The following is an 18,978-nucleotide window of genomic DNA, read 5'->3' on the forward strand; positions in this document are numbered from 1 at the left end:
AACTAGGCCGGCTCCAGCTCTTTCTTCGCGGCGGCTTCGCCCGCAGCGGCGACCCTCGCGAGTCCCCGCGAGAGCTGCAGAGCGCCGTTGAGGCGCGCATCGGCCGTCGGCCAGTCCCGCGATACCGCCAGCTTGCTATCGGGCCGCAACCTGGCCGAACCCTTCAGGCGGTCCATGTAGCCGAGCAGGCCCTGCAAATCCGGGAAGCCGGTATCGGCGAAAGTCACCACCGCGCCCTTCGGACCCATGTCGAGCTTCGCGATCATCGCCTTGCGGCAATTCAGCTTCACTTCGACGATCTTCATAAGGTTGGCGGTTTCTTCCGGAAGCGCGCCGAACCGGTCGATCAGCTCGGCGGCGAAGGCGTCGATCGCGGGGCGGTCGTCGAGCTCGCCAAGCCGACGGTATAGCCCCATGCGCAGATCTAGGTCGGGGACATATTCCTCCGGTATCATGATCGGCGCGTCGACGCTGATCTGCGGAGTGAATTGTTCCGTTCGCGCGACCCCGCCGGCCTTCATCTCGACGATCGCGTCCTCAAGCATCGACTGGTAGAGCTCGAAGCCGACTTCCTTGATATGTCCCGACTGCTCATCGCCGAGCAAGTTCCCTGCGCCCCTTATGTCGAGGTCGTGGCTGGCCAGCTGGAAACCGGCGCCGAGGCTGTCGAGGTCCGCCAGCACTTGAAGACGCTTCTGGGCAGCTTCGGTGATCGAACGATCCGCGGGCATCGTCAGATAAGCGTAAGCGCGGGTTTTCGAGCGTCCGACCCGCCCGCGAAGCTGGTAGAGCTGGGCAAGGCCGAAGCGATCGGATCGATAAACCAGGAGCGTATTGGCGCTCGGGATGTCGAGACCGCTCTCAACGATGGTGGTGGAAAGCAGCACGTCATATTTACGGTCGTAGAAGGCGCTCATTCGCTCTTCCACCTGGCTCGCGCTCATCTGTCCGTGCGCGGTGACGAACTTCACCTCGGGCACCTGGCTTCGCAGCCACTCTTCCATGTCGGCGAGATCGGCCACGCGCGGAACGACGAAGAAGCTCTGACCGCCGCGGAAATGTTCGCGGAGGAGCGCTTCGCGCAGCACGACCGCGTCCCACGGTGTCACGTAGGTCCGCACCGCCAGCCGATCGACCGGAGGGGTCTGGATCACGCTGAGGTCGCGCAGCCCCGACATTGCCATCTGGAGCGTGCGGGGAATTGGCGTCGCGGTCAGGGTCAACACGTGAACGTCCGCCTTAAGCGCTTTCAACCGCTCCTTGTGCGCAACTCCGAAATGTTGTTCCTCGTCGACAATAACGAGTCCCAAGCGCTTGAACTCTATGCTTTTCGCTAGCAGCGCGTGCGTGCCAATGACGATATCGACAGTGCCGTCCGCCAAGCCTTCCTTGGTCTTCCTGGCCTCCGCCGCGGGCACGAGCCGGGACAGACGGCCGATGTTGATCGGGAAGCCCTGAAGACGATCGACAAAATTGGAATAATGCTGGCGCGCAAGGAGCGTCGTCGGACAGATGAGGGCGACCTGCCTGCCCGACATGGCCATTACAAAGGCCGCACGAAGGCCTACCTCCGTTTTTCCGAAGCCCACATCGCCGCAGACGAGCCGGTCCATCGGCTTGCCGGCCTCGAGGTCCTGAAGCACGTCCGAGATCGCGCGTTCCTGGTCGTCCGTCTCTTCATAAGGGAAGCGATCGACGAACTGGGGATAGCTGGCGTCGGGCTCGGCCACGACGCCTGCGCGTGTCGCGCGAAGCGCCGCGGTCTTGATAAGCTCGCCCGCGATCTCGCGGATGCGCTCCTTCATGCGCGCCTTGCGCCGCTGCCAGGCTTCGCCGCCAAGGCTGTCCAGCGTCGCGCCGCCCTCGCTTTCGCTGCCATAGCGCGAAAGAAGCTCGATATTCTCGACCGGCACGTAGAGCTTGTCGCCCCGCGCATATTCCAGCGCGACGCAGTCGTGCGGCACCCTGCTGACAGGGATTTGCGTCAGGCCCTCGTAGCGCCCGATGCCATGGTCGGCGTGGACGACCAGATCGCCCGGCGAGAGGGTCGCGAGTTCCTGAAGGAAAGCGTCTGCTGCCTTGCGCTTCTTGCGCCTGCGGACGAGGCGATCGCCGAGCATGTCCTGCTCGGTGAGCACTGCGACGTCCGGCGTGGTGAAGCCGTGGTCGAGCGGCAGGACGATCAGCGCCGGCTGCGTTTTCGAGCCAAGCGCTTGCTGCCAAGTGTCGACTTGCTTCTGGCCTTTGATCCCATGATCTTCGAGCAAGCCGCCGAGCCGTTCGCGAGCGCCCCGAGTGTAGCTTGCAAGGACGATCTTGCGGCCTTCCCTGCGCAGCTTGCCGATATGCTCGGCAACGGCTTCGTAGACGTTGGCTTGCTGAGTCCGTTCGGGGGCGAAATCGCGCGCCGCTTCGACGCCGAAGTCGATGATGCGCTCGGACTCGGGTTCCGGGAAAGGCGACGCCAGATGGATCGGTCGCGCTGAAACGAGCTCGGCCCACTCCTTTTCCATGATGTAGAGCGCGCTCGGTTCGAGCGGGCGATAGCTGCCGGGCTCGCCTTCCATGGCGCGCACGCGATTGTCGTAATAATCGGAGATGGCGTCGCGCCGCGCTTCCAGCGCCTTGTCCGCGGCGCTCTCGCGAACGATTAGATCGTCTTCACCAAGATGATCGAACAGGGTCTCGAGCCGCTCTTCAAGCAGTGGCAGCCAATGCTCCATCCCGCTCATGCGGCGGCCGTCGGAAAGCGCCTGGTAGAGCGGATCCTGGGTCGATGTGGCGCCGAACTTTTCGCGATAGCGCGAACGGAAGCGCTTGATGCTCTCCTCGTCGAGAAGCGCTTCGGACGCAGGCATCAAGGTGAATCCCTTCGCCTTGTCGGTCGAGCGCTGGTCTGCGGGGTCGAAGCGGCGAAGGCTGTCGATCTCGTCTCCAAAGAAGTCGAGGCGAAGCGCCATTTCCTCGCCGGCGGGAAAGAGGTCGATGAGCGACCCGCGGACTGCATATTCGCCATGCTCGGCGACGGTGTCCGCTCTCTGGTATCCTAGAGCATTGAGCTGATTGATGAGCGCCTGCCGGTCGATCCTCTCGCCTTCGGCAATGTGCCGCGTAAGCTGGCGAACCCGGAACGGTGTCAACACGCGCTGGCTCGCCGCCGCGGCAGTCGTGACGAGAAGCTGCGGCTTGTCGGACTTCATCTGTAAAGCGCTCAACGTTGCGAGCCGCTCCGCCATGACCCGCAGCGCTGGAGACGCCCGATCGTAAGGCAGCGAATCCCATGCCGGAAAGGTGAGGACCTGGATCTCCGGCGCGAATACGGGGACGGTTTCGGCGAGTGCGCGCATCGCAGTCTCGTCGGCCGCAATCACGACCGCGCGCCCACGGGCCGCACGGGCAAGATCCGCCGCCAGCCAGGGCAGGAAGCCTGCCGGCACGCCCGCGAGCGTTAGCGGATGTTCGGCGCGCAGGACGCGCTGCAGCGGCTCCTTCATCGCGCGATCCGGATGTAGGTCAAAGTCTTCAGCGCTTCGATCATGGGACCGGCGAAGCGCTCCGGCGGCTCGGCGGTTCCGTGCGCCCATGCCATGATGTCCACGTCCTGGCTCTCGAGCATCTCGGCGAACAGTGCGCGCTCATCGGCGTTCCACGACGCATTGTAGGCGTCGAAGAACCCACCGATCAGCATGTCGGCTTCGCGGGTGCCGCGATGATGCGCGCGCCATTGCAGGCGCTTGAGGTCCGGATCCGATGGCATTGGCGCCATGTAGCCACGTACCTTCATGATTGCGAGGAGCGAGCCGACGCGGCAATCCATGGCAATGCGCCCCGAAATCCTCAATCCGCTGTTCGCCGAGGTCGAGGTCCTAAAGGGCGTAGGTCCGCAGGTCGCCAAGCAGCTCAAGAAGCTGGGCCTGACGCGCGTGGTTGACGTGCTGTACCATTTGCCGACAGGCTCGATAGAGCGCGTGCGAGCCCCCGCTGCCAGCGCTGCTTTGCTGGGGCGAACCGTCATCCTCGAACTCACGCCCTATCAAGCGAGAGAGAATCGATCTGGGCGTGGGCCCACGCGAATCTTCGCGAGGGACGCCGACGGCAACACGATCAGCCTCATCTATTTCAACAATCCGGGCTGGGCGAAGCGCCAGCTCCCGATGGGCGAAATGCGCATCGTCTCAGGCAAGCTCGAAGCTTATGGCGACGAATGGCAGATCATTCATCCCGAAGTCGCGGAAGCAGGAAAGGGACCCCAGCCAGCGGTGCGGGAGCCCGTCTATCCGTTGACGGAAGGCCTGACGAACCGCCGGATGGGGGAGCTTGCTCGCGACACGCTCGAGCGCGCACCTGAACTTCCCGAGTGGATCGAGGCCAGCCAGCTCGCGCGCGACGGGTGGCGGGACTGGCGATCCGCGCTGGTGGAGGCGCACCGTGAACCGGGGACTGACGCGCGCCGGCGCCTCGCCTATGACGAAGTGTTCGCGAACCAGCTTGCATTGCTGCTGCTGCGTCAGTCGCAGCGCCGGCGGCGGACGATCCCACTCCCCGGTACTGGTGAGCTGCCGCGCAAGCTCAGGCTCCCTTACGAGCTGACCGAGGCGCAGCGTCGCGTCATTCGCGAGGTCCGCGGCGACATGGGGCAGGACGTCCCGATGCTCCGCCTGCTGCAGGGCGATGTCGGCTCGGGAAAGACCCTTGTCGCGGTGGTGGCGATGCTCGCCGCAATCGAATCCGGCGCGCAGGCTGCCTTGCTCGCGCCGACCGAGATCCTCGCGCGACAGCATCATGCGACCTTGCTTGCCCAGCTCGACAGCGTCGGCGTTCGCGTTGCGATCCTGACTGGACGGGAAAAGGGCAGGGCCCGCGACAGTGTGCTGATGGGCCTGGCTGATGGAAGCATCGATATCCTGGTCGGCACGCACGCCATCTTCCAGGAGAAAGTGGCCTACAAGAATCTCGGACTTGCGGTCATCGACGAGCAGCACCGCTTCGGTGTTTCCCAGCGCCTATTGCTGTCCGCAAAGGCCGAGCGGCCGCCGCACTTGCTGGTGATGACCGCCACGCCGATTCCGCGAACGCTGACCCTGACACAATATGGCGAAATGGACGTCAGCCGGATCGACGAAATGCCTCCCGGCCGCACCCCGGTCGAGACCCGCGTCATCAGCGAGGAGCGCCTGACCGAGGTGGTCGATGGCCTCGGACGTCACATTTCGTCCGGCGGCCAGGCCTATTGGGTTTGCCCCTTGGTGGAGGAAAGCGAGAAGTCGGATGCCGCTGCTGCCGAGGAGCGCGCGCGCTTGCTTCGCCAGCGCTTCGGTGACGACAGGATCGGTCTGGTTCATGGTCGGATGAAAGGTCCCGAAAAGGACGCGGTGATGGAAGCATTCGCGTCCGGCCAGCTGGCAGCGCTTGTTGCAACCACCGTGATCGAGGTCGGCGTGGACGTGCCTAACGCCACTCTGATGATCGTAGAAGGGGCCGAGCGCTTCGGTCTCGCCCAGCTTCACCAGCTGCGCGGACGGGTCGGCCGAGGGACAGGCAAGAGCACCTGCCTCCTCATCCGCGGACAGAATCTAACCGAAGTCGGGCGCGCCCGGCTATCGCTGATGCGCGAGACCAATGACGGCTTCAGGATCGCGGAGGAGGATTTGCGGCTGCGGGGGCCTGGAGAAATCCTCGGTACCCGTCAGTCGGGGGAGGAAGGTTTCCGCGTCGCGAGCGCGGAAGACGTCCAGGAGCTTGCCCCGATCGCCCAGAGCGATGCCCAGCTGCTGCTGGATCGGGATGGAGGCCTTGCCGGACCTCGCGGGCAGGCGGCGCGTATCTGCCTTTACCTTTTCGAGCGCGACCAGGCCGTGGGGCTGATTCGCTCGGGCTAGCGCACCAGCAGCCCGTGACGCTTCTTGCCGAGGCTGAGCCTTCCGCTCGTTGCCATCATCGCGGGGTCGCTGATCACGACATCGTCGAGGCGCACGGCGCCTTCGGCGATCTTGCGCTTCGCTTCCTTGTTCGAGGGCGTGAAGCCCAGCGCCGTCAGCGCATGCGCGACTGTCATGCCATCGCCGACATTCAATGTCGGCAATTCCTCGCCCGCGCCACCGGCGCCAAAGGTTTCGGCCGCGGTGCGTGCCGCGGCCTCGGCTGCCTCTCTTCCATGAAGCATGGCGGTGGCTTCGGTCGCCAGCACGATCTTCGCTTCGTTGATCTCCGCGCCCGAAAGCTTTTCGAGCCGCGCGACTTCGTCGATCGTCAGGTCCGTGAAACGGCGGAGGAAGACGCCGACGTTCGTATCGTCGACATTCCTCCAGAACTGCCAATAATCGTAGGGGCTCAGCAGATCCTCATTGAGCCACACCGCACCCCGCTCGGTCTTGCCCATCTTTGAGCCGTCGGGATTGGTGATCAGCGGCGTAGTGATCCCGTAAATCTCTGTTCCCTCGATCCGGCGCGTAAGCTCGATGCCGTTGACGATATTCCCCCACTGGTCGGAGCCGCCCATCTGCAGCCTGCAACCCACGCGGCGGGAAAGCTCCAGGAAATCGTACGCCTGGAGGATCATGTAGTTGAACTCGAGGAAGGTCAGCGGCTGCTCGCGATCCAGACGGATTCGCACGCTGTCGAAGGTCAGCATGCGATTGATGGTGAAATGGCGCCCGACGTCGCGAAGGAACGGCACATATTCGAGCTTGCTCAGCCAATCGTCGTTGTTGACCAGCACGGCGTCCGTGGGACCGTCACCGAACGTCAGGAAGCGCTCGAATACCTTGCGGATGCCAGCGATGTTGGTTGTGATGTCGTCGTCGCTCAGCAGCTTGCGGCTTTCGTCCTTGCCGGTCGGATCGCCGACTTTCGTCGTTCCCCCGCCCATCAGGACGATCGGCTTGTGCCCTGCCTGCTGGAGCCGGCGAAGAAGCATGATCTGCACGAGGCTGCCGACGTGCAGGCTCGGGGCGGTCGCATCGAATCCGATGTAGCCCGCGACAACCTCCTTGTTCGCGAGTGCATCGAGCGCTTCGGCGTCGGTGACCTGGTGGATGTAGCCGCGCTCTTCGAGCAGCTGGAGAAGGGAAGATCGGAAGGACGTCATCAGGTGTCGCTTAGCGTGATGACCTCCGCGCTGCTACTGGTCAGGAATGCCGCTCAATCTGATTCCACATCCGGCTGCGTCTCCGTCAAACCCGTTCAAGGTTTGGGCGACGATTGAACATGCAAGCGCGCTTGGCTCGACGGCTTCGACGAATATCTGGTTTGGCGTCGGCGCGCCGGCCGAACGCTTCGTCATTCCCGAGCCGAAAGACCCTGCGCGCGCGGACGAGCTTTGGCAGACGACTTGCTTTGAAGCCTTCCTGCGCATTCCAGGCGCCGATGCCTATCGCGAGTGGAATTTCTCGCCTTCGGGGCGGTGGGCAGCGTACGATTTCACGGCTTATCGTGAAGGCATGGCGCCGGCGGACGTCGCAGCCCCTTATCTCAGGGTCGAAGACAATCTGATCTGGTGGGCGCTCGGAGCGACCATCGCCGTCGATGCGGATTCGGTCTGGGCGCTTGGGCTGTCGGCGGTTCTTGAGGAAAAGGATGGCACCAAATCCTATTGGGCGCTGGCACATCCAACGGACCGGCCCGATTTCCACGACCCCGGTTGCTTCGCGTCACACCTGCCGTAAGCAGCGGGCATGACACTGTTCGGAATAGACCGGCTGCTTGCCGAGCCGGAGCTTCGCCGCCCGCTGGAAGGCAAGCGTGTTGCGCTGCTCGCCCACCCGGCATCCGTCACGCGCGACCTGACGCACAGCCTCGATGCGCTGGTCGCCGCCGGGCTGAACGTCTCGGCCGTATTCGGTCCCCAGCATGGCGTTCGCGGGGACCTGCAGGACAATATGATGGAGTCGCCGGACTTCACGGACCCGACTTACGGAATGCCGGTCTTCAGTCTTTATGGTGAAGTGCGTCGTCCCACCGGGCAGTCGATGGGCACGTTCGACGTGATCCTGGTCGACCTGCAGGACCTCGGCTGCCGGATCTACACCTATGTGACGACGTTGCTTTACGTGCTCGAAGCGGCTGCGGAGCATGGCAAAAGTGTCTGGGTCCTCGATAGGCCCAACCCTGCCGGACGCCCCGTGGAAGGGCTCACCCTGCGCCACGGGTGGGAGAGCTTTGTCGGTGCGGGACCGATGCCGATGCGACACGGGCTCACGCTGGGGGAGCTCGGCCGCTGGTTCATCGACCAGTTCGAACTCGATGTCGATTATCGCGTGATCGAGATGGAAGGTTGGGAAGCCGGGGAGGAGCCCGGTTGCGGTTGGCCTGCGGAGCGCGTGTGGATCAATCCAAGCCCCAATGCGGCCAACCTCAATATGGCGCGGGCCTATGCCGGCACGGTCATGCTCGAAGGGACGACGCTGAGCGAGGGCAGGGGCACCACCCGTGCATTGGAATTGTTCGGCGCACCGGACATCGAGCCCCGCAAGGTGATGGCGGAGATGGAGCGGCTTGCCCCTGAATGGCTGGCGGGCTGCAAGCTCCGCGAAATCTATTTCCAGCCGACATTCCACAAGCATGCGGACGAGCTCTGCCGCGGCGTCTTTATCCATGCCGAGGGGCCGTTCTACGATCATTCTTCCTTCAGGCCGTGGAGGTTGCAGGCGCTGGCCTTCAAAGCTGTTCGGAACCTGAATCCGGACTACGATCTCTGGCGCGACTTCCCGTACGAATATGAGTTCGACAAGCTCGCCATCGACGTGATCAATGGCTCTTCGCTTCTGCGCGAATGGGTCGACGACACCACCTCCAAGCCGGGTGACGTCGACGCCGTAGCTTGCCCGGATGAGGAAGCGTGGGAAGAGGAACGCGCGAAGCATCTCCTCTACTGAGCCGACATAGTTAACGAAGAAGTAGGAGGTTCATGCGTAAGCCGGGCCTCGGGTTCGTCGGGAGCTGGGCAGAGGCATGGCCACGCAAGGGATCGAAGAGGTTACGGAAAATGCGATCCGCGCGGTTGCGCGCGATTGCGGGTCGCTGTCGATGGAGTGCAGCGACGTCGCGGGCTACGTCCAGGGCGTCGCAACGCGCATCGGCGAGCATCTCAAGATGCTGGACCAGCTCGAGGAGGTCACCGGACGGCTGATGTCCGACCAGGCTCGCGTATCCGACTCTACGGACGAAGCGCGGCTACTGTCGGAGCAGGCCAAGGCCAAGCTTGAGGCGGGCCGCGAGGCCATCGAGGGCACCATCGACGGCTTCAAGGGCCTGACGGAGCTCGTCGTCCAGCTCGGCGAACGGATGGCCGGTTTCGCTACTGCGATGAACCAGGTGCAGATGGTCTCATCGACGATCGAGACGATCGCCCGCAAGACCAACATGCTGGCGCTGAACGCGACGATCGAGGCTGCTCGCGCCGGGGACGCGGGACGCAGCTTCGCAGTGGTCGCGGCGGAAGTGAAAAAGCTTGCGCACGACACCCGCGCGGCGACGAGCCAGATTGCCTCGACGATCGGCGAGCTCACGCGCGAAGCGAGCGCAGTCACCAACGAAATCAAGACTGGCGTCGACCGCAGCCGAGCGGCCCAGTCGGGCTTCGGCACGATCAGCGACACCGTGCGAGAAGTTAGCGAGATCGTCGGCATGGTCGATCGCCAGACAGAGGGCATCGCCCACTCGACGAGCATGATCCAGACCAGCGTCGACCGGGTCAAAGCGGGCCTCACTGATTTCGCTTCGGGTGCCCGGGACAGTGGCAAGGACCTGACGAGCGCTGAAAAGCGCCTGGCTCATCTCGAGCTCTTGTCGAATACGATGCTCGACACGCTCGCGAATTCAGGCGCGGAGATCGACGACACCCCCTTCATCCTGAAAGCGCAGGAAGCTGCTCGCCTGGTGATGGCGGAGATCGAGCGCGCGATCGACAGTGGCGAAATCTCGGTCGAGGACGTTTTCGACCGCGATTATCAGATCGTCGAAGGCTCGAACCCCGTTCAATATCGAGTCCGGTTCAATACGCCGGCGGATAGCTACGTGCGGCCGATCCTGGATCGCACGAAGGCAACAGACGGGCGCATCATCGGCACTGCGATCGGCGACATGAACGGTTATTTGCCGACCCACCTTAGCGAACGCAGCCATCCGCAGGGACCGGACCCGGTCTGGAACGACGAACATTGCCGAAACATGCGCATCATGATCGACGATCAGACGCGCATGGCCCTGGCCAGCGACAGGCCGGCCACCCTTGCGACATATCGCATGGAGCTGGGCGACAAGTGGATCCCGGTGAAGAATATCTACGTCCCTCTGTGGTTCAAGGGCCGTCGCTGGGGCAATTTCGAGCTTGCGTACCGTGACGACTGAGCCGTGGACGCCCGGTCGGTCACCGAAAAGCTTACGACGGCATAAACCTCGTCTTTACGCCCTTGGGTTAGGGCTGGGCAGCTAAGTTCTGGGAAGCCCAGGCAGCAAGGGGATGGGAATGGCGGTTAATCGGTCCCTCGAGTCGACCCCGGTCAGCGTCGCTGAGGCGCAACTTGCCCGCGTCGCTGGGGAGGGATGCGCTCGGCATTCTCACCTGAATTCGCTCCTGGAATCCTCCGGACGCGAATCGGCGCGGGATCTCACTGATGCGGTGCACCTGCTCTGCAGCCTGCATGGCCGTTACCCGGGATTGATCGAGATTGCCCTGCAACGATCCGCGAAGGGGTCGACACAGGAATGGCTGGAACGCGCGTCCGAGGCTTTCGAGCGGGAACGGCTTTACCTGGTGCGGCTGACGGCCGCGGTCGGTCCGCTGCCAAGCACCCCGGGCGCCGCCGAAACCGAATCCAGTCTCGTCGCTGCCCGTCACGCTCTTGAGACTCTCGCAACTTCCGAGCGCGGTGGATGCGCCCTTGGTGCCGCCAGCGCTTTGGTCGGCGACTGGTGGCCTATTCGCCGATTGATGGACCGCGCAGCATCTCGCGTCGGCATTGAATGCCCCGCACCGTCGCTGCCCGACGAATCTTCGATCGTCGACGTGATCCACGGCGCATGCGACTCCCCGGCGAGCGAGCGGGCGCTTCGTTTCGGAGCCGAGCAGCTACTATTGCAGCATCGCGCCTTGTTCGATCTGCTCGAAGCCAGGGCCTCGGCTCGCGACTGCTGGTAAGGTTAGGCGGCTTTCGCCAGCTCGCGCTGCTCGTTTGCCGGTTCGGCAAGCTGCATTTCACCGGCTTCGGAATGCACTTTCGCCTTCGGGAAGAGCATGCGTGACGCAAGCACCACAAGCCCGAGCACCAGATAGGCGGCAATCGCCATGGTCGGGCTGATCAGGACGCTCGCTGCAAACGGGATCCGTAGGAGCACGGGGTTGAAGCCGAAATCCTCGCCGATTCCTTCGCAGACGCCCAAAATCGTATGGGACCGGAGGGGCAGGGCAACGTAATTTTCTTGCGCCGACATTCTTAAACTCCCGTGGCAAGTTCGTGCTCCCCTCCGAGCAAGACTTGTGCCAAAACCAACAAATGTCGCTGTTTCAGCATCTTACCCAACATGCGCAGCAGCGATTTGGGAATTTCCGCCACGCATTGTCGCGCATAGTTGGGAATTCCCACCTTATGCTGCAAGTGCGATATTGCACTGCAGCACTTGAATCATGGATTTACAGTGCAAATCTGCTAGAGGCGCGCCGAACCTGTGGCGTCCCATGAGGAGTGACCCGCCCGTGATGCGGATCATGATGAAGTCGAAAATTCACCGTGCAACGGTGACCCAGGCTGACCTGCATTACGTCGGCTCGGTGACACTGGACGCCGCACTGATGGAGGCTGCGGACCTGCTCGAAGGCGAGCAGGTTGCGATCGTCGACATCACCAACGGCGCCCGTATCGAGACCTATGTGATCCCCGGACCCCGCGGGAGCGGCGTCATCGGCATCAACGGTGCCGCTGCGCATCTCGTCCATCCCGGCGATCTAGTCATCATTATGAGCTATGCGGTTCTCGACGATGCCGAGGCGCGCGCGCTCAAGCCGACCGTCGTCCACGTCGACGACCGCAACCAGGTGGTGAAGATCGGCAACGATGCGGCCGAGCCTGTTCCGGGCAGCGACCAGAAGCGGGGCGACCAGGCCGAAGCTGCCTGAGGGAACGCAGCGGCTCCTGGCAGATTTTTAGCCCATGCCCGCAACCCGCCGCTATTCTCTCGTTATACTATTCCTGTTCGCCGCGGTCATTGGCGGAATGATTGCCCGCATGCTGCCGATCGGCGAGGCAGACGGCCCAACTGCGGCAGCGCCCGCTCTCCTCGCCGGATCGACCGATTTGCCGTCGCTTGTGCGCAAGACAGCCCCGGCCGTCGTCAATATCGCTGTCCTCCAGCCGTCACCGGCCGAGCAGAATCCGCTCCTGCGGGACCCCTTCTTCCGGCAATATCTCGGAGTTCCCGATAGCGCGCTGCAGCCTGCGATCTCCGCTGGCTCCGGCGTGATCGTCGATGCCGCCCGAGGACTTGTGGTGACGAACTTCCATGTCGTCCAGAATGCGCGCGCAGTCGAAGTGGGGTTGAAGGACGGGCGTCACGTTCCGGCGGACCCGGTGGCGTTCGAACCGGATCTCGACATTGCCGTGCTGCGAATCGAGGCGCGGAACCTGTCGGCGCTTCCGCTGGGTGACAGCTCGAAGCTTCAGGTGGGACAGTCTGTCGTCGCCATCGGCAACCCGTTCGGGCTGGGCCAGACGGTGACCGCGGGCATCGTCAGCGCCACCGATCGCGCGCTTGGCCAAGGCGATGAGCGGCGTTTCATCCAGACTGACGCTCCGATCAATCCAGGAAATTCCGGCGGTCCTTTGATCGACACGGCAGGAAGAGTGATCGGCATCAATTCCGCGTTGTTCAGCCCCAACCGCGGCCAGGGCAATGTCGGCATCGGTTTCGCGATCCCCAGCGAAGTGGTCCGCGGCGTCGTCGCCCAGGCCGAGCGCTAAATCGAGTTGGAGGAAAAGAAGCCCTGCCCGCGAGGCAAGGGGATGGGGCAGGGCTTCCACACGCTCGGATGTCCACCGGGCATCCTGTGCTTCGTTCCGGCAGGCCGCTCGAGCTCGCATCAAGAGAGGTCTGCTGAGACCGTGTTTACCTCCGGGCCGTTAGCGGCGGATGAGGGAAACTGGTTTAGGGAAATTAACTTTCGGCCTGCGCGGGCAGCTTCCGGGACGGAGTCCAATTCTCGCGCTGCGGGACTTCGAACGGCTTGAACGCATCCCATGAACGCTGGTCGCGCCGCACCTTGCGGAGCACCGAGCAATTGGGCACCGGCAGATGAGCGACAGCGTAATCGGGACGGTTCGCCTTCACATAGTTCACGACGGTCTCGATCGCCGGGAAGAAGCTGTCGTCGAGCACGATATAGCCGCCGAGCGCCAGCAATTGATCCGCCAGGACAAAGTCGGTCATCACATTTTCGAACCGGTGGCCGCCGTCGATGAACACCAAGCCGGCGCATTCCGGGCCGCGGTTCTCGATCATCGCCGCCATCCCGGTCTCCGAGCTTTTCATGATTCGGCGGAAGGCCTTCGGGAAGCGCTGCTCCAGATAGGACTGGACGATCTTGCCGCTACCGTCCGGAAGTCCAAAGGGATCGAAGATGGCATGCACGAACGGCTTGCCCTGCAGCCTGCGGGTCCCGAGGAGGATCGCAGCGGTCGAGCCCATGCCGAAGCCGACCTCGACCGACAGGAAGGTGGGGCATTCTTTTGCCAGGAAAGCGAGAAGCCCGGCCTGGCCGAGCGACACCCGGACGTTGGCGAGATGATCGACGCGACCGTCCGGATGCTTGAAATGGCCGGTCTGAAGCGCGTCGATCGCCAGCGCGATCGCCTGCTCCTCCTTCGCCAGTGCTTGAAGTTCGGCAATGAGCTTCTGCTCGGGCGGAAGACGCAATTCTACGGACATGCACGATTTCCCTGGACGCTAGCTTCGGCCCCGCGGCGATGGAGCCGTAACAGCAGTCGCGCAAGCCCGTCAGTTAAGCGAATCGGTCCGATTCAGAGGCCGGCCCGGTCGTCCGTGCTGGAATAAGGTTGTTCCTGGATCGAGGTATCGACGTCGATCAACTTGTAGACGATGCAGCGCGCAAACAGGCCGGTGAGCACAAGATAGACGCCGACGACTCCGGCGATGATGCCCGCGATTGGCCCGCCGAGGACCCCGAGATAGACGAGCAGGCCGAGCCCAAGCCCGACGACGATCCGAACCACCCGATCCTCAGGTCCGACATTCCTGTCCATTGCCATCACCCCTTTGATTAGCGCTGAGCAGCCCTACTAGGCCATCATTCGCGGGTTGCGAAGTGTTTCGAGCAGGGATTACGTTTTCAAAGGGGACGAAGCATGTTCGAGCATTGGGGCGAATTCTACCTGATGGCCGGAGGCGCCGCCGCGGTGCTGATCGGCCTCATCTTCGTGGTCATCAGCCTGATGCAGGACCGAAAGCGCTCGACCGTGCTCACCGGTTCGAAGCTCTACATGGGCCCAATCGTGCTGGGAGTGAGCTTCGTGCTGGTGCTTGCGGCGGCCGCGCTGACGCCCGGCATCGGCCCGCGGTGCATGGCGGCCGTATCGGGCGCCATTGCCTTGTGGGGCCTGGCGCGCGGGCTGATGTCCACCGCCGGCATCCGCAACCTCAAGGACGAGGTGCACTGGACCGACATCTGGTTCTACGGCGTGCTGCCGACCTTCCTCTACCTCGGCCTCGGGGCGGTCGCCCTCGCGTTCTGGTTCGGTTGCCCCGTCGCGCCGCAAGGACTCGCCGGCTTCGTCACACTGGCCCTGCTCCTCGCCATCCGCAACGAGTGGGACCTGATCACCTGGATCGCGCCCAGAAGCGATGCGTCCGAGCCCGGATTCGGCGACGATCACGGCTGAGGGCGCCGGACTTCCGGCCCAGCGCCCCGCAATCCTTACTGGCCGCCGACCATCGCCAGATATTGCTCCGGGGTCACCGGACCGATCGCGAAGGTGTCGGTGTGGACCGCGATATATTTGCGGAACTCGATCGAGGCCGCGGGCCCTGACGGAAGGCCCAATTTCTTCGCCGCGGCGTCGACCGCGTCGTCCTGCGCCGGTGTCGTGACCGGATCGATCGCCAGATAATCCCAGCTGTCGCCGTCGGTATGGGCATAGAGCTGGCCCGGAGCGATGCCCGCGGCCTGCGCGGCGCGATTCTGGTTGGCGAGCCAGCGGAGCAGTGCGACCTGCTGCCCCGGAGCGGCGCGGTAGAGCGCAACCCTTGCCCTCGGCGGGTTGTTCGTCCCGGCCTGCGCATAGACGATCGTTCCCGACGCAACGGCGCCGAGAGCCGCAGCCGCGGCGAGCTTCATCAGCTGTTTCATGTGACCCCCTTCGTTCTGGTGAAGAACACGCGGGATACGTCCGGCGCGCCCCCGAGCCCCGTCGCGCCGCGCGCGCCCCTGCGCCCGAAACAACAGTAAGTCAAACAACCAGGCTGGCTCAGCCGCCGATCTGTTCGTAGTCGATCCGGATCCGGACCCATTCGCCGATCATCGCCTTGCCGTCCTTCCGCGGCGGGCGGACCCGGAACTGCCACGCCGCCTGCCGCACGGCGCTGGCGAGATGCGATCCCGCGGGAGACTGGCCGAGCTCGATGCAATCCTCGACCCGGTTCTGCGGGGCCGTCCGGCAGGCGATCAGGCCCCAGCCCGCCGGCGCATTGCGCGGCAGATAACCGCCAAGCTCGGCATTGGTCGGATGGCGCGCCCACTCCGCCGCGTAGAGAATCTCGCCATGCGGCCCGCGGCCCACTTCCTTGCTGTCGCCCTGGCCCGGGCTCGCCTTGGGCAGGTTGCGGATATCGCCGGCGGCCATGTCGGCGCTGCTCATCTCGATCCAGGGCTGGGTTTTGGGCGTGGGCGGGGGTGGAGGGGCGATGGTCGGCTTGACGGGGAGGACGATCTTCGGCGGCTTCGGGACGGGCTTGTCGGTCCCCGGCGAGGCCTTCGCCACCTCGGCCTTCCGGCTGTGCGATTCGGGAATGAGGTCGACGATCGTCGCATTGCTCGGCTTCTGATCGGGCAGGGGGATGACGCCGAGCGTCAAGAGCGCGAGGATCAGCGCGCCGTTGACCGCCAGCGCCAGCGCAAGCCCCGACGCACGCCGTTGCAGCGGCGGGCGCTCGTAGGGCGCGGAGAGACGGTAGGTGCTCAAGGTCGTGGCTGGTGTCTGTCAGGCGTCGCGTCGGAAAAGGAGGATAGCCGCCCCGCGACTGAATGGGGAATGAAAAGACTGCCGTTGGAACTCGCGTCGGCTTGTCGACGTTCGGGGCCTCCATGGATGACAAGACGATCAATCTCTGGCGACAGATCGAGAATTCCCGCCGCAGCGGACCCAAGCGGGCGCTGCCGACCAAGACCATTCCCAAGCCGATCAACGACAATTCGCGGCCATTACGAAGGCGAATGAACGAAAAGGGGGGTCCTTCCACTTCCTCCACTTTGTGAACTTTCGCAGGCTCGGTCGTCAGGGAATGCGGCCGCGATTTCATCCCCCAGCTTAAGGCACAAGCAGGGGCTTGTAGGACAGCGAATTCGTCAGTCGGCGCGCAGTCAGGCGGGCGGGTTCAGGGTGAAGCCGACCCTGATGGTCACCTGGTAATGGGTGACCTTGCCGTCTTCGACATGGCCGCGGGTTTCGATCACCTCGAACCAGCGGACCTTGTCCAAAGTGGTCGATGCGCGCGCGATGGCGCCCTGGATCGCATCCTCGATGCTCGTCGGCGAGGAGCCGACCAGCTCGACGATCTTGTAGACGTGGTCAGACATGGCCTGTCCTTCCTAGCATAAATTGCCGGGCGACTGGCGATGATTACCCATCGTTGCCGGTTATTGCTGATATAGGTTATAAACATGGGAACGGGCGCAGTATGCGTCGCGCATCTATTCTCGCCCGTAAGTTCACATGCTCGGTATCGCCGCGCGGCAGCTTCATGCCGCGAAAAGGGAAGGAGCGCGCGATGCATTTCGCACAAATGGGATTTTGTGCCGCCGGACTGCTCGCAATTGTCGCAGCTGGCTGCAGAGATCCGAATGATGCGGCAAACGTTCCACAGACGCCCGTCAATCCCAGCCTTATCGAATTTGCGGGAGCGCATAAATGTCCGAGGCCCGCTGAGGCGCCAGGCGGAGCTATAGCGCCAACCGACGATAACCCTGAATTTGCCTTCAATGGCGAGTTTGCGGACGACTTCGATTGTACCCAATCAGGTCCGGTGAGATGGCCTGTTGATTCTACAGATGCAGCCGACAACTGGTACATCCAGAATGTCGACGGGCTGATCCGCAAATGCGGAGAAAATGATCCACGGACCTGCAGGGTGAGAGCACTTCGACTGTGTTCTAAAGGGGCAGCGTATCCGGAAAGTGATACGCAGGATCATTTCGGACCGTGCAAAACGAAGACTGAAGTGGGGCCGGCGGGCTGCGAAGTCTGCTTCGATCAAAAGACCGTGCTTTCGTCCTGACGTGTCGAGATGCGAGGCCGGCGGTGAGTTGGGAATTGCCGCAGGCACGCTTCCCAGCGGTCCCTGAAACGTAAGCGCTCTCCGCCGCCTCGCAGAGATATTGCTCGTCGCTGACCCTTCTCCATCCAGGTCACCACCTGGCCGTCGAGCGGTTCCTATAGCGCGATATTAGCCATAGCGCCGTCCGGGGTCGCGGAGGTGCCGTGACGGTGCCTGCGGATGTTCCGCCGGACCAGTCGAACATCTAATCTGCGAACGCGTCAGGCGTCGGGAGGCGTGCCGGCTTCCTTGACCCGAATGATCCGGATACGCCGGTAATTGCCGAACAGGTCGGGCCAGCGGATAGTCTGACCTTCCCCCAGCCCATATAGCGCGGCGCCCATCGGCGTCAGGATTGAGATTCGCCCTTCGGCTATGTTGGCGTCCGCGGGCAACACCAACTTGACCTCGCGGGCTTCGTGCGTCCGCTCGTCGACGAAAATTACTTTTGAGCCCAAACGAACGTGACCTTCGGGCATTGTCTCGGCGTCATAGAGCTCGGCGCGCTCGATCTCCTCAAGGAGCATTGCGGCAACCACAGGCTCCCTGTTCTCGGCGTGGAGCGCCAGGTCGGCAATCAGGTCCGACTCTGCCGCTAACAGGCGAATGGGAGGTCGCGATGAAGGCGATTGCGATATGGGCATAAAAAACTCCGTTGAATTGAATTGGGGTCCGAGCGACGCCCGTCGACGCGTCGATGCGCCGCCGTCAGGAAGCCACCGGCATGAAAAGCTCCAAAATAAGCCAGCAGACCATGAGGATCGCGCCGATCAGCGAAACCGCCCGCAGCACATCCAACGCGTCGAGCCGGAAGTGCCTTTTGTGGTCTTTCATGAAGGCGTCGAGCTGGGGCCGTACATTATCATTGGCGGTCAGCAACCCAACCTCGAGATGCCGGGCTTCCTTCATAAACTGAAGGATTTCCCGGCAGTCGTCCTCGGATACGTGAGGATAATGATTGAGAAGCTTCGCGATCCGCTCGCGTGTCGAGGGCGCGGGACGCGCTTTCTCGATAGGGAACAAAGAAGTAGTCACGGTAATCTCCGATAATTGTTGGCAGTCGGGCGTGGCGCGCCACTCAGCCTGAGAACGCGAAGCGCTCACGGCGATTGTGCTTCCACTTCTTCTGATCGACCTTCTTCAGCTCGCGCTCGATGGCGCGAGCCCGGCCGAACATCCGTCCGTCCATCTCTTGAAAGCGATTGTCGGATGCGAAGAACATGAAGCCGCCCGGAACGCGGATGGCGATGCCGACGGTGCGGCGATCGAATTCGACTGCAAAACGCTGGGTATTCACGGGATTTTGCTCCCGACGAGCGGGGACGGCTCCTGGGACTGTCTGCTCGTCACAAAACTGAGGATGTGCGCTCGCGACAATGCGATGCGCGGCTCTTGGACTGGGCCCTAAGAGCCCTGCTTCCCGCAGGCGCCGCTTAGGGC

Annotated in this window: 21 protein-coding genes; 9 read left to right on the forward strand and 12 right to left on the reverse strand. The window is 63.2% G+C overall.

Going from position 1 to position 18,978, the window contains the following annotated elements; genetic code table 11:
* Nucleotides 1-2 precede the first annotated feature (2 nt).
* On the reverse strand, nt 3-3,494 hold the full coding sequence (gene mfd / locus LZ538_RS09980; RefSeq protein ID WP_249831866.1) for a transcription-repair coupling factor: 3,492 nt from the start codon (nt 3,492-3,494) through the stop codon (nt 3-5).
* Nucleotides 3,491-3,817 (reverse strand): FAD assembly factor SdhE, encoded by a 327-nt coding sequence (locus LZ538_RS09985; protein ID WP_430741972.1) that lies wholly within the window; start codon nt 3,815-3,817, stop codon nt 3,491-3,493. Before LZ538_RS09985 ends, mfd begins: the two co-directional genes overlap by 4 nt.
* A 4-nt stretch (nt 3,818-3,821) precedes the next feature.
* On the opposite strand from LZ538_RS09985, the gene recG reads away from it, so the two are divergent.
* A complete protein-coding gene (gene recG / locus LZ538_RS09990) occupies nt 3,822-5,879 on the forward strand; it encodes an ATP-dependent DNA helicase RecG (RefSeq protein WP_249832209.1) in 2,058 nt (685 codons plus the stop codon).
* Here the strand turns inward: recG and tyrS are convergent.
* Nucleotides 5,876-7,087 carry a tyrosine--tRNA ligase gene (gene tyrS, locus LZ538_RS09995; RefSeq protein ID WP_249831867.1) on the reverse strand — a complete coding sequence of 404 codons (1,212 nt, stop codon included), beginning with the start codon at nt 7,085-7,087 and terminating at the stop codon, nt 5,876-5,878. The genes recG and tyrS overlap by 4 nt on opposite strands.
* Before the next feature lie 46 nt (nt 7,088-7,133).
* Here tyrS and LZ538_RS10000 point away from each other — a divergent pair, with 46 nt between their 5' ends.
* From LZ538_RS10000 to LZ538_RS10015, 4 genes are all read left to right on the forward strand, one after another.
* Nucleotides 7,134-7,664, forward strand: a complete 531-nt coding sequence (locus LZ538_RS10000; RefSeq protein WP_249831868.1) for a DOMON-like domain-containing protein — start codon at nt 7,134-7,136, stop codon at nt 7,662-7,664.
* Between the two features lie 9 nt (nt 7,665-7,673).
* Nucleotides 7,674-8,873 carry an exo-beta-N-acetylmuramidase NamZ family protein gene (locus tag LZ538_RS10005; RefSeq protein ID WP_249831869.1) on the forward strand — a complete coding sequence of 400 codons (1,200 nt, stop codon included), beginning with the start codon at nt 7,674-7,676 and terminating at the stop codon, nt 8,871-8,873.
* Between the two features lie 76 nt (nt 8,874-8,949).
* Nucleotides 8,950-10,347, forward strand: a complete 1,398-nt coding sequence (locus LZ538_RS10010; RefSeq protein WP_249831870.1) for a methyl-accepting chemotaxis protein — start codon at nt 8,950-8,952, stop codon at nt 10,345-10,347.
* A gap of 118 nt (nt 10,348-10,465) precedes the next feature.
* Nucleotides 10,466-11,137, forward strand: a complete 672-nt coding sequence (locus LZ538_RS10015; RefSeq protein WP_249831871.1) for a DUF6975 family protein — start codon at nt 10,466-10,468, stop codon at nt 11,135-11,137.
* Between the two features lie 2 nt (nt 11,138-11,139).
* Here the strand turns inward: LZ538_RS10015 and LZ538_RS10020 are convergent, their stop codons facing one another.
* Nucleotides 11,140-11,430, reverse strand: coding sequence for a PspC domain-containing protein (locus LZ538_RS10020; protein WP_249831872.1), 291 nt, complete (start codon nt 11,428-11,430; stop codon nt 11,140-11,142).
* A gap of 244 nt (nt 11,431-11,674) precedes the next feature.
* Between LZ538_RS10020 and panD the strand changes: the two genes are divergently transcribed.
* The gene (panD, locus tag LZ538_RS10025; protein WP_249831873.1) at nt 11,675-12,112 is read left to right on the forward strand and encodes an aspartate 1-decarboxylase; all 438 of its coding nucleotides are present in this window, start codon (nt 11,675-11,677) and stop codon (nt 12,110-12,112) included.
* Between the two features lie 34 nt (nt 12,113-12,146).
* On the forward strand, nt 12,147-12,953 hold the full coding sequence (locus tag LZ538_RS10030) for a S1C family serine protease (protein ID WP_249831874.1): 807 nt from the start codon (nt 12,147-12,149) through the stop codon (nt 12,951-12,953).
* A gap of 193 nt (nt 12,954-13,146) precedes the next feature.
* Here the strand turns inward: LZ538_RS10030 and LZ538_RS10035 are convergent, their stop codons facing one another.
* Together LZ538_RS10035 and LZ538_RS10040 are read right to left on the reverse strand one after the other, a co-directional pair.
* Nucleotides 13,147-13,917, reverse strand: a complete 771-nt coding sequence (locus LZ538_RS10035; protein WP_249831875.1) for a class I SAM-dependent methyltransferase — start codon at nt 13,915-13,917, stop codon at nt 13,147-13,149.
* A 92-nt stretch (nt 13,918-14,009) separates the two neighbouring features.
* On the reverse strand, nt 14,010-14,252 hold the full coding sequence (locus LZ538_RS10040) for a YgaP family membrane protein (protein WP_249831876.1): 243 nt from the start codon (nt 14,250-14,252) through the stop codon (nt 14,010-14,012).
* A gap of 102 nt (nt 14,253-14,354) precedes the next feature.
* On the opposite strand from LZ538_RS10040, the gene LZ538_RS10045 reads away from it, so the two are divergent.
* Nucleotides 14,355-14,888 carry a hypothetical protein gene (locus LZ538_RS10045; RefSeq protein WP_249831877.1) on the forward strand — a complete coding sequence of 178 codons (534 nt, stop codon included), beginning with the start codon at nt 14,355-14,357 and terminating at the stop codon, nt 14,886-14,888.
* Nucleotides 14,889-14,923: 35 nt separating this feature from the next.
* Here the strand turns inward: LZ538_RS10045 and LZ538_RS10050 are convergent, their stop codons facing one another.
* The 3 genes from LZ538_RS10050 to LZ538_RS10060 form a co-directional block, all read right to left on the reverse strand.
* Nucleotides 14,924-15,355: a hypothetical protein gene (locus LZ538_RS10050; RefSeq protein ID WP_249831878.1), complete on the reverse strand. Its 432-nt coding sequence runs from the start codon at nt 15,353-15,355 to the stop codon at nt 14,924-14,926.
* A gap of 118 nt (nt 15,356-15,473) precedes the next feature.
* Nucleotides 15,474-16,187, reverse strand: a complete 714-nt coding sequence (locus LZ538_RS10055) for a hypothetical protein (protein ID WP_249831879.1) — start codon at nt 16,185-16,187, stop codon at nt 15,474-15,476.
* A gap of 398 nt (nt 16,188-16,585) precedes the next feature.
* Nucleotides 16,586-16,801, reverse strand: coding sequence for a dodecin (locus LZ538_RS10060; protein WP_249831880.1), 216 nt, complete (start codon nt 16,799-16,801; stop codon nt 16,586-16,588).
* A gap of 191 nt (nt 16,802-16,992) precedes the next feature.
* Here LZ538_RS10060 and LZ538_RS10065 point away from each other — a divergent pair, with 191 nt between their 5' ends.
* Complete coding sequence (locus tag LZ538_RS10065; protein ID WP_249831881.1) at nt 16,993-17,499, forward strand: hypothetical protein; 507 nt, start codon at nt 16,993-16,995, stop codon at nt 17,497-17,499.
* A gap of 260 nt (nt 17,500-17,759) precedes the next feature.
* Here LZ538_RS10065 and LZ538_RS10070 read toward each other — a convergent pair whose 3' ends face one another.
* The 3 genes from LZ538_RS10070 to LZ538_RS10080 form a co-directional block, all read right to left on the reverse strand.
* Nucleotides 17,760-18,182, reverse strand: coding sequence for a GreA/GreB family elongation factor (locus LZ538_RS10070; protein WP_249831882.1), 423 nt, complete (start codon nt 18,180-18,182; stop codon nt 17,760-17,762).
* A 64-nt stretch (nt 18,183-18,246) separates the two neighbouring features.
* Nucleotides 18,247-18,642 carry a hypothetical protein gene (locus LZ538_RS10075; protein WP_249831883.1) on the reverse strand — a complete coding sequence of 132 codons (396 nt, stop codon included), beginning with the start codon at nt 18,640-18,642 and terminating at the stop codon, nt 18,247-18,249.
* Nucleotides 18,617-18,835 carry a hypothetical protein gene (locus LZ538_RS10080; protein WP_249831884.1) on the reverse strand — a complete coding sequence of 73 codons (219 nt, stop codon included), beginning with the start codon at nt 18,833-18,835 and terminating at the stop codon, nt 18,617-18,619. The genes LZ538_RS10075 and LZ538_RS10080 overlap by 26 nt, the downstream gene beginning before the upstream one ends.
* Between the last annotated feature and the right edge of the window lie 143 nt (nt 18,836-18,978).

It is taken from the genome of Sphingomonas hankyongi (assembly GCF_023516575.1).
GTDB classification, from domain to species: Bacteria; Pseudomonadota; Alphaproteobacteria; order Sphingomonadales; family Sphingomonadaceae; genus Sphingomicrobium; species Sphingomicrobium hankyongi.

Excerpts from the sequence above, each read along its gene's own strand:
- mfd (WP_249831866.1), bottom strand. The coding sequence starts at position 3,494 with ATGAAGGAGCCGCTGCAGCGCGTCCTGCGCGCCGAACATCCGCTAACG.
- LZ538_RS09985 (WP_430741972.1), bottom strand. The coding sequence starts at position 3,817 with ATGGATTGCCGCGTCGGCTCGCTCCTCGCAATCATGAAGGTACGTGGC.
- recG (WP_249832209.1), top strand. The coding sequence starts at position 3,822 with ATGCGCCCCGAAATCCTCAATCCGCTGTTCGCCGAGGTCGAGGTCCTA.
- tyrS (WP_249831867.1), bottom strand. The coding sequence starts at position 7,087 with ATGACGTCCTTCCGATCTTCCCTTCTCCAGCTGCTCGAAGAGCGCGGC.
- LZ538_RS10000 (WP_249831868.1), top strand. The coding sequence starts at position 7,134 with ATGCCGCTCAATCTGATTCCACATCCGGCTGCGTCTCCGTCAAACCCG.
- LZ538_RS10005 (WP_249831869.1), top strand. The coding sequence starts at position 7,674 with ATGACACTGTTCGGAATAGACCGGCTGCTTGCCGAGCCGGAGCTTCGC.
- LZ538_RS10010 (WP_249831870.1), top strand. The coding sequence starts at position 8,950 with ATGGCCACGCAAGGGATCGAAGAGGTTACGGAAAATGCGATCCGCGCG.
- LZ538_RS10015 (WP_249831871.1), top strand. The coding sequence starts at position 10,466 with ATGGCGGTTAATCGGTCCCTCGAGTCGACCCCGGTCAGCGTCGCTGAG.
- LZ538_RS10020 (WP_249831872.1), bottom strand. The coding sequence starts at position 11,430 with ATGTCGGCGCAAGAAAATTACGTTGCCCTGCCCCTCCGGTCCCATACG.
- panD (WP_249831873.1), top strand. The coding sequence starts at position 11,675 with ATGAGGAGTGACCCGCCCGTGATGCGGATCATGATGAAGTCGAAAATT.
- LZ538_RS10030 (WP_249831874.1), top strand. The coding sequence starts at position 12,147 with ATGCCCGCAACCCGCCGCTATTCTCTCGTTATACTATTCCTGTTCGCC.
- LZ538_RS10035 (WP_249831875.1), bottom strand. The coding sequence starts at position 13,917 with ATGTCCGTAGAATTGCGTCTTCCGCCCGAGCAGAAGCTCATTGCCGAA.
- LZ538_RS10040 (WP_249831876.1), bottom strand. The coding sequence starts at position 14,252 with ATGGACAGGAATGTCGGACCTGAGGATCGGGTGGTTCGGATCGTCGTC.
- LZ538_RS10045 (WP_249831877.1), top strand. The coding sequence starts at position 14,355 with ATGTTCGAGCATTGGGGCGAATTCTACCTGATGGCCGGAGGCGCCGCC.
- LZ538_RS10050 (WP_249831878.1), bottom strand. The coding sequence starts at position 15,355 with ATGAAACAGCTGATGAAGCTCGCCGCGGCTGCGGCTCTCGGCGCCGTT.
- LZ538_RS10060 (WP_249831880.1), bottom strand. The coding sequence starts at position 16,801 with ATGTCTGACCACGTCTACAAGATCGTCGAGCTGGTCGGCTCCTCGCCG.
- LZ538_RS10065 (WP_249831881.1), top strand. The coding sequence starts at position 16,993 with ATGCATTTCGCACAAATGGGATTTTGTGCCGCCGGACTGCTCGCAATT.
- LZ538_RS10070 (WP_249831882.1), bottom strand. The coding sequence starts at position 18,182 with ATGCCCATATCGCAATCGCCTTCATCGCGACCTCCCATTCGCCTGTTA.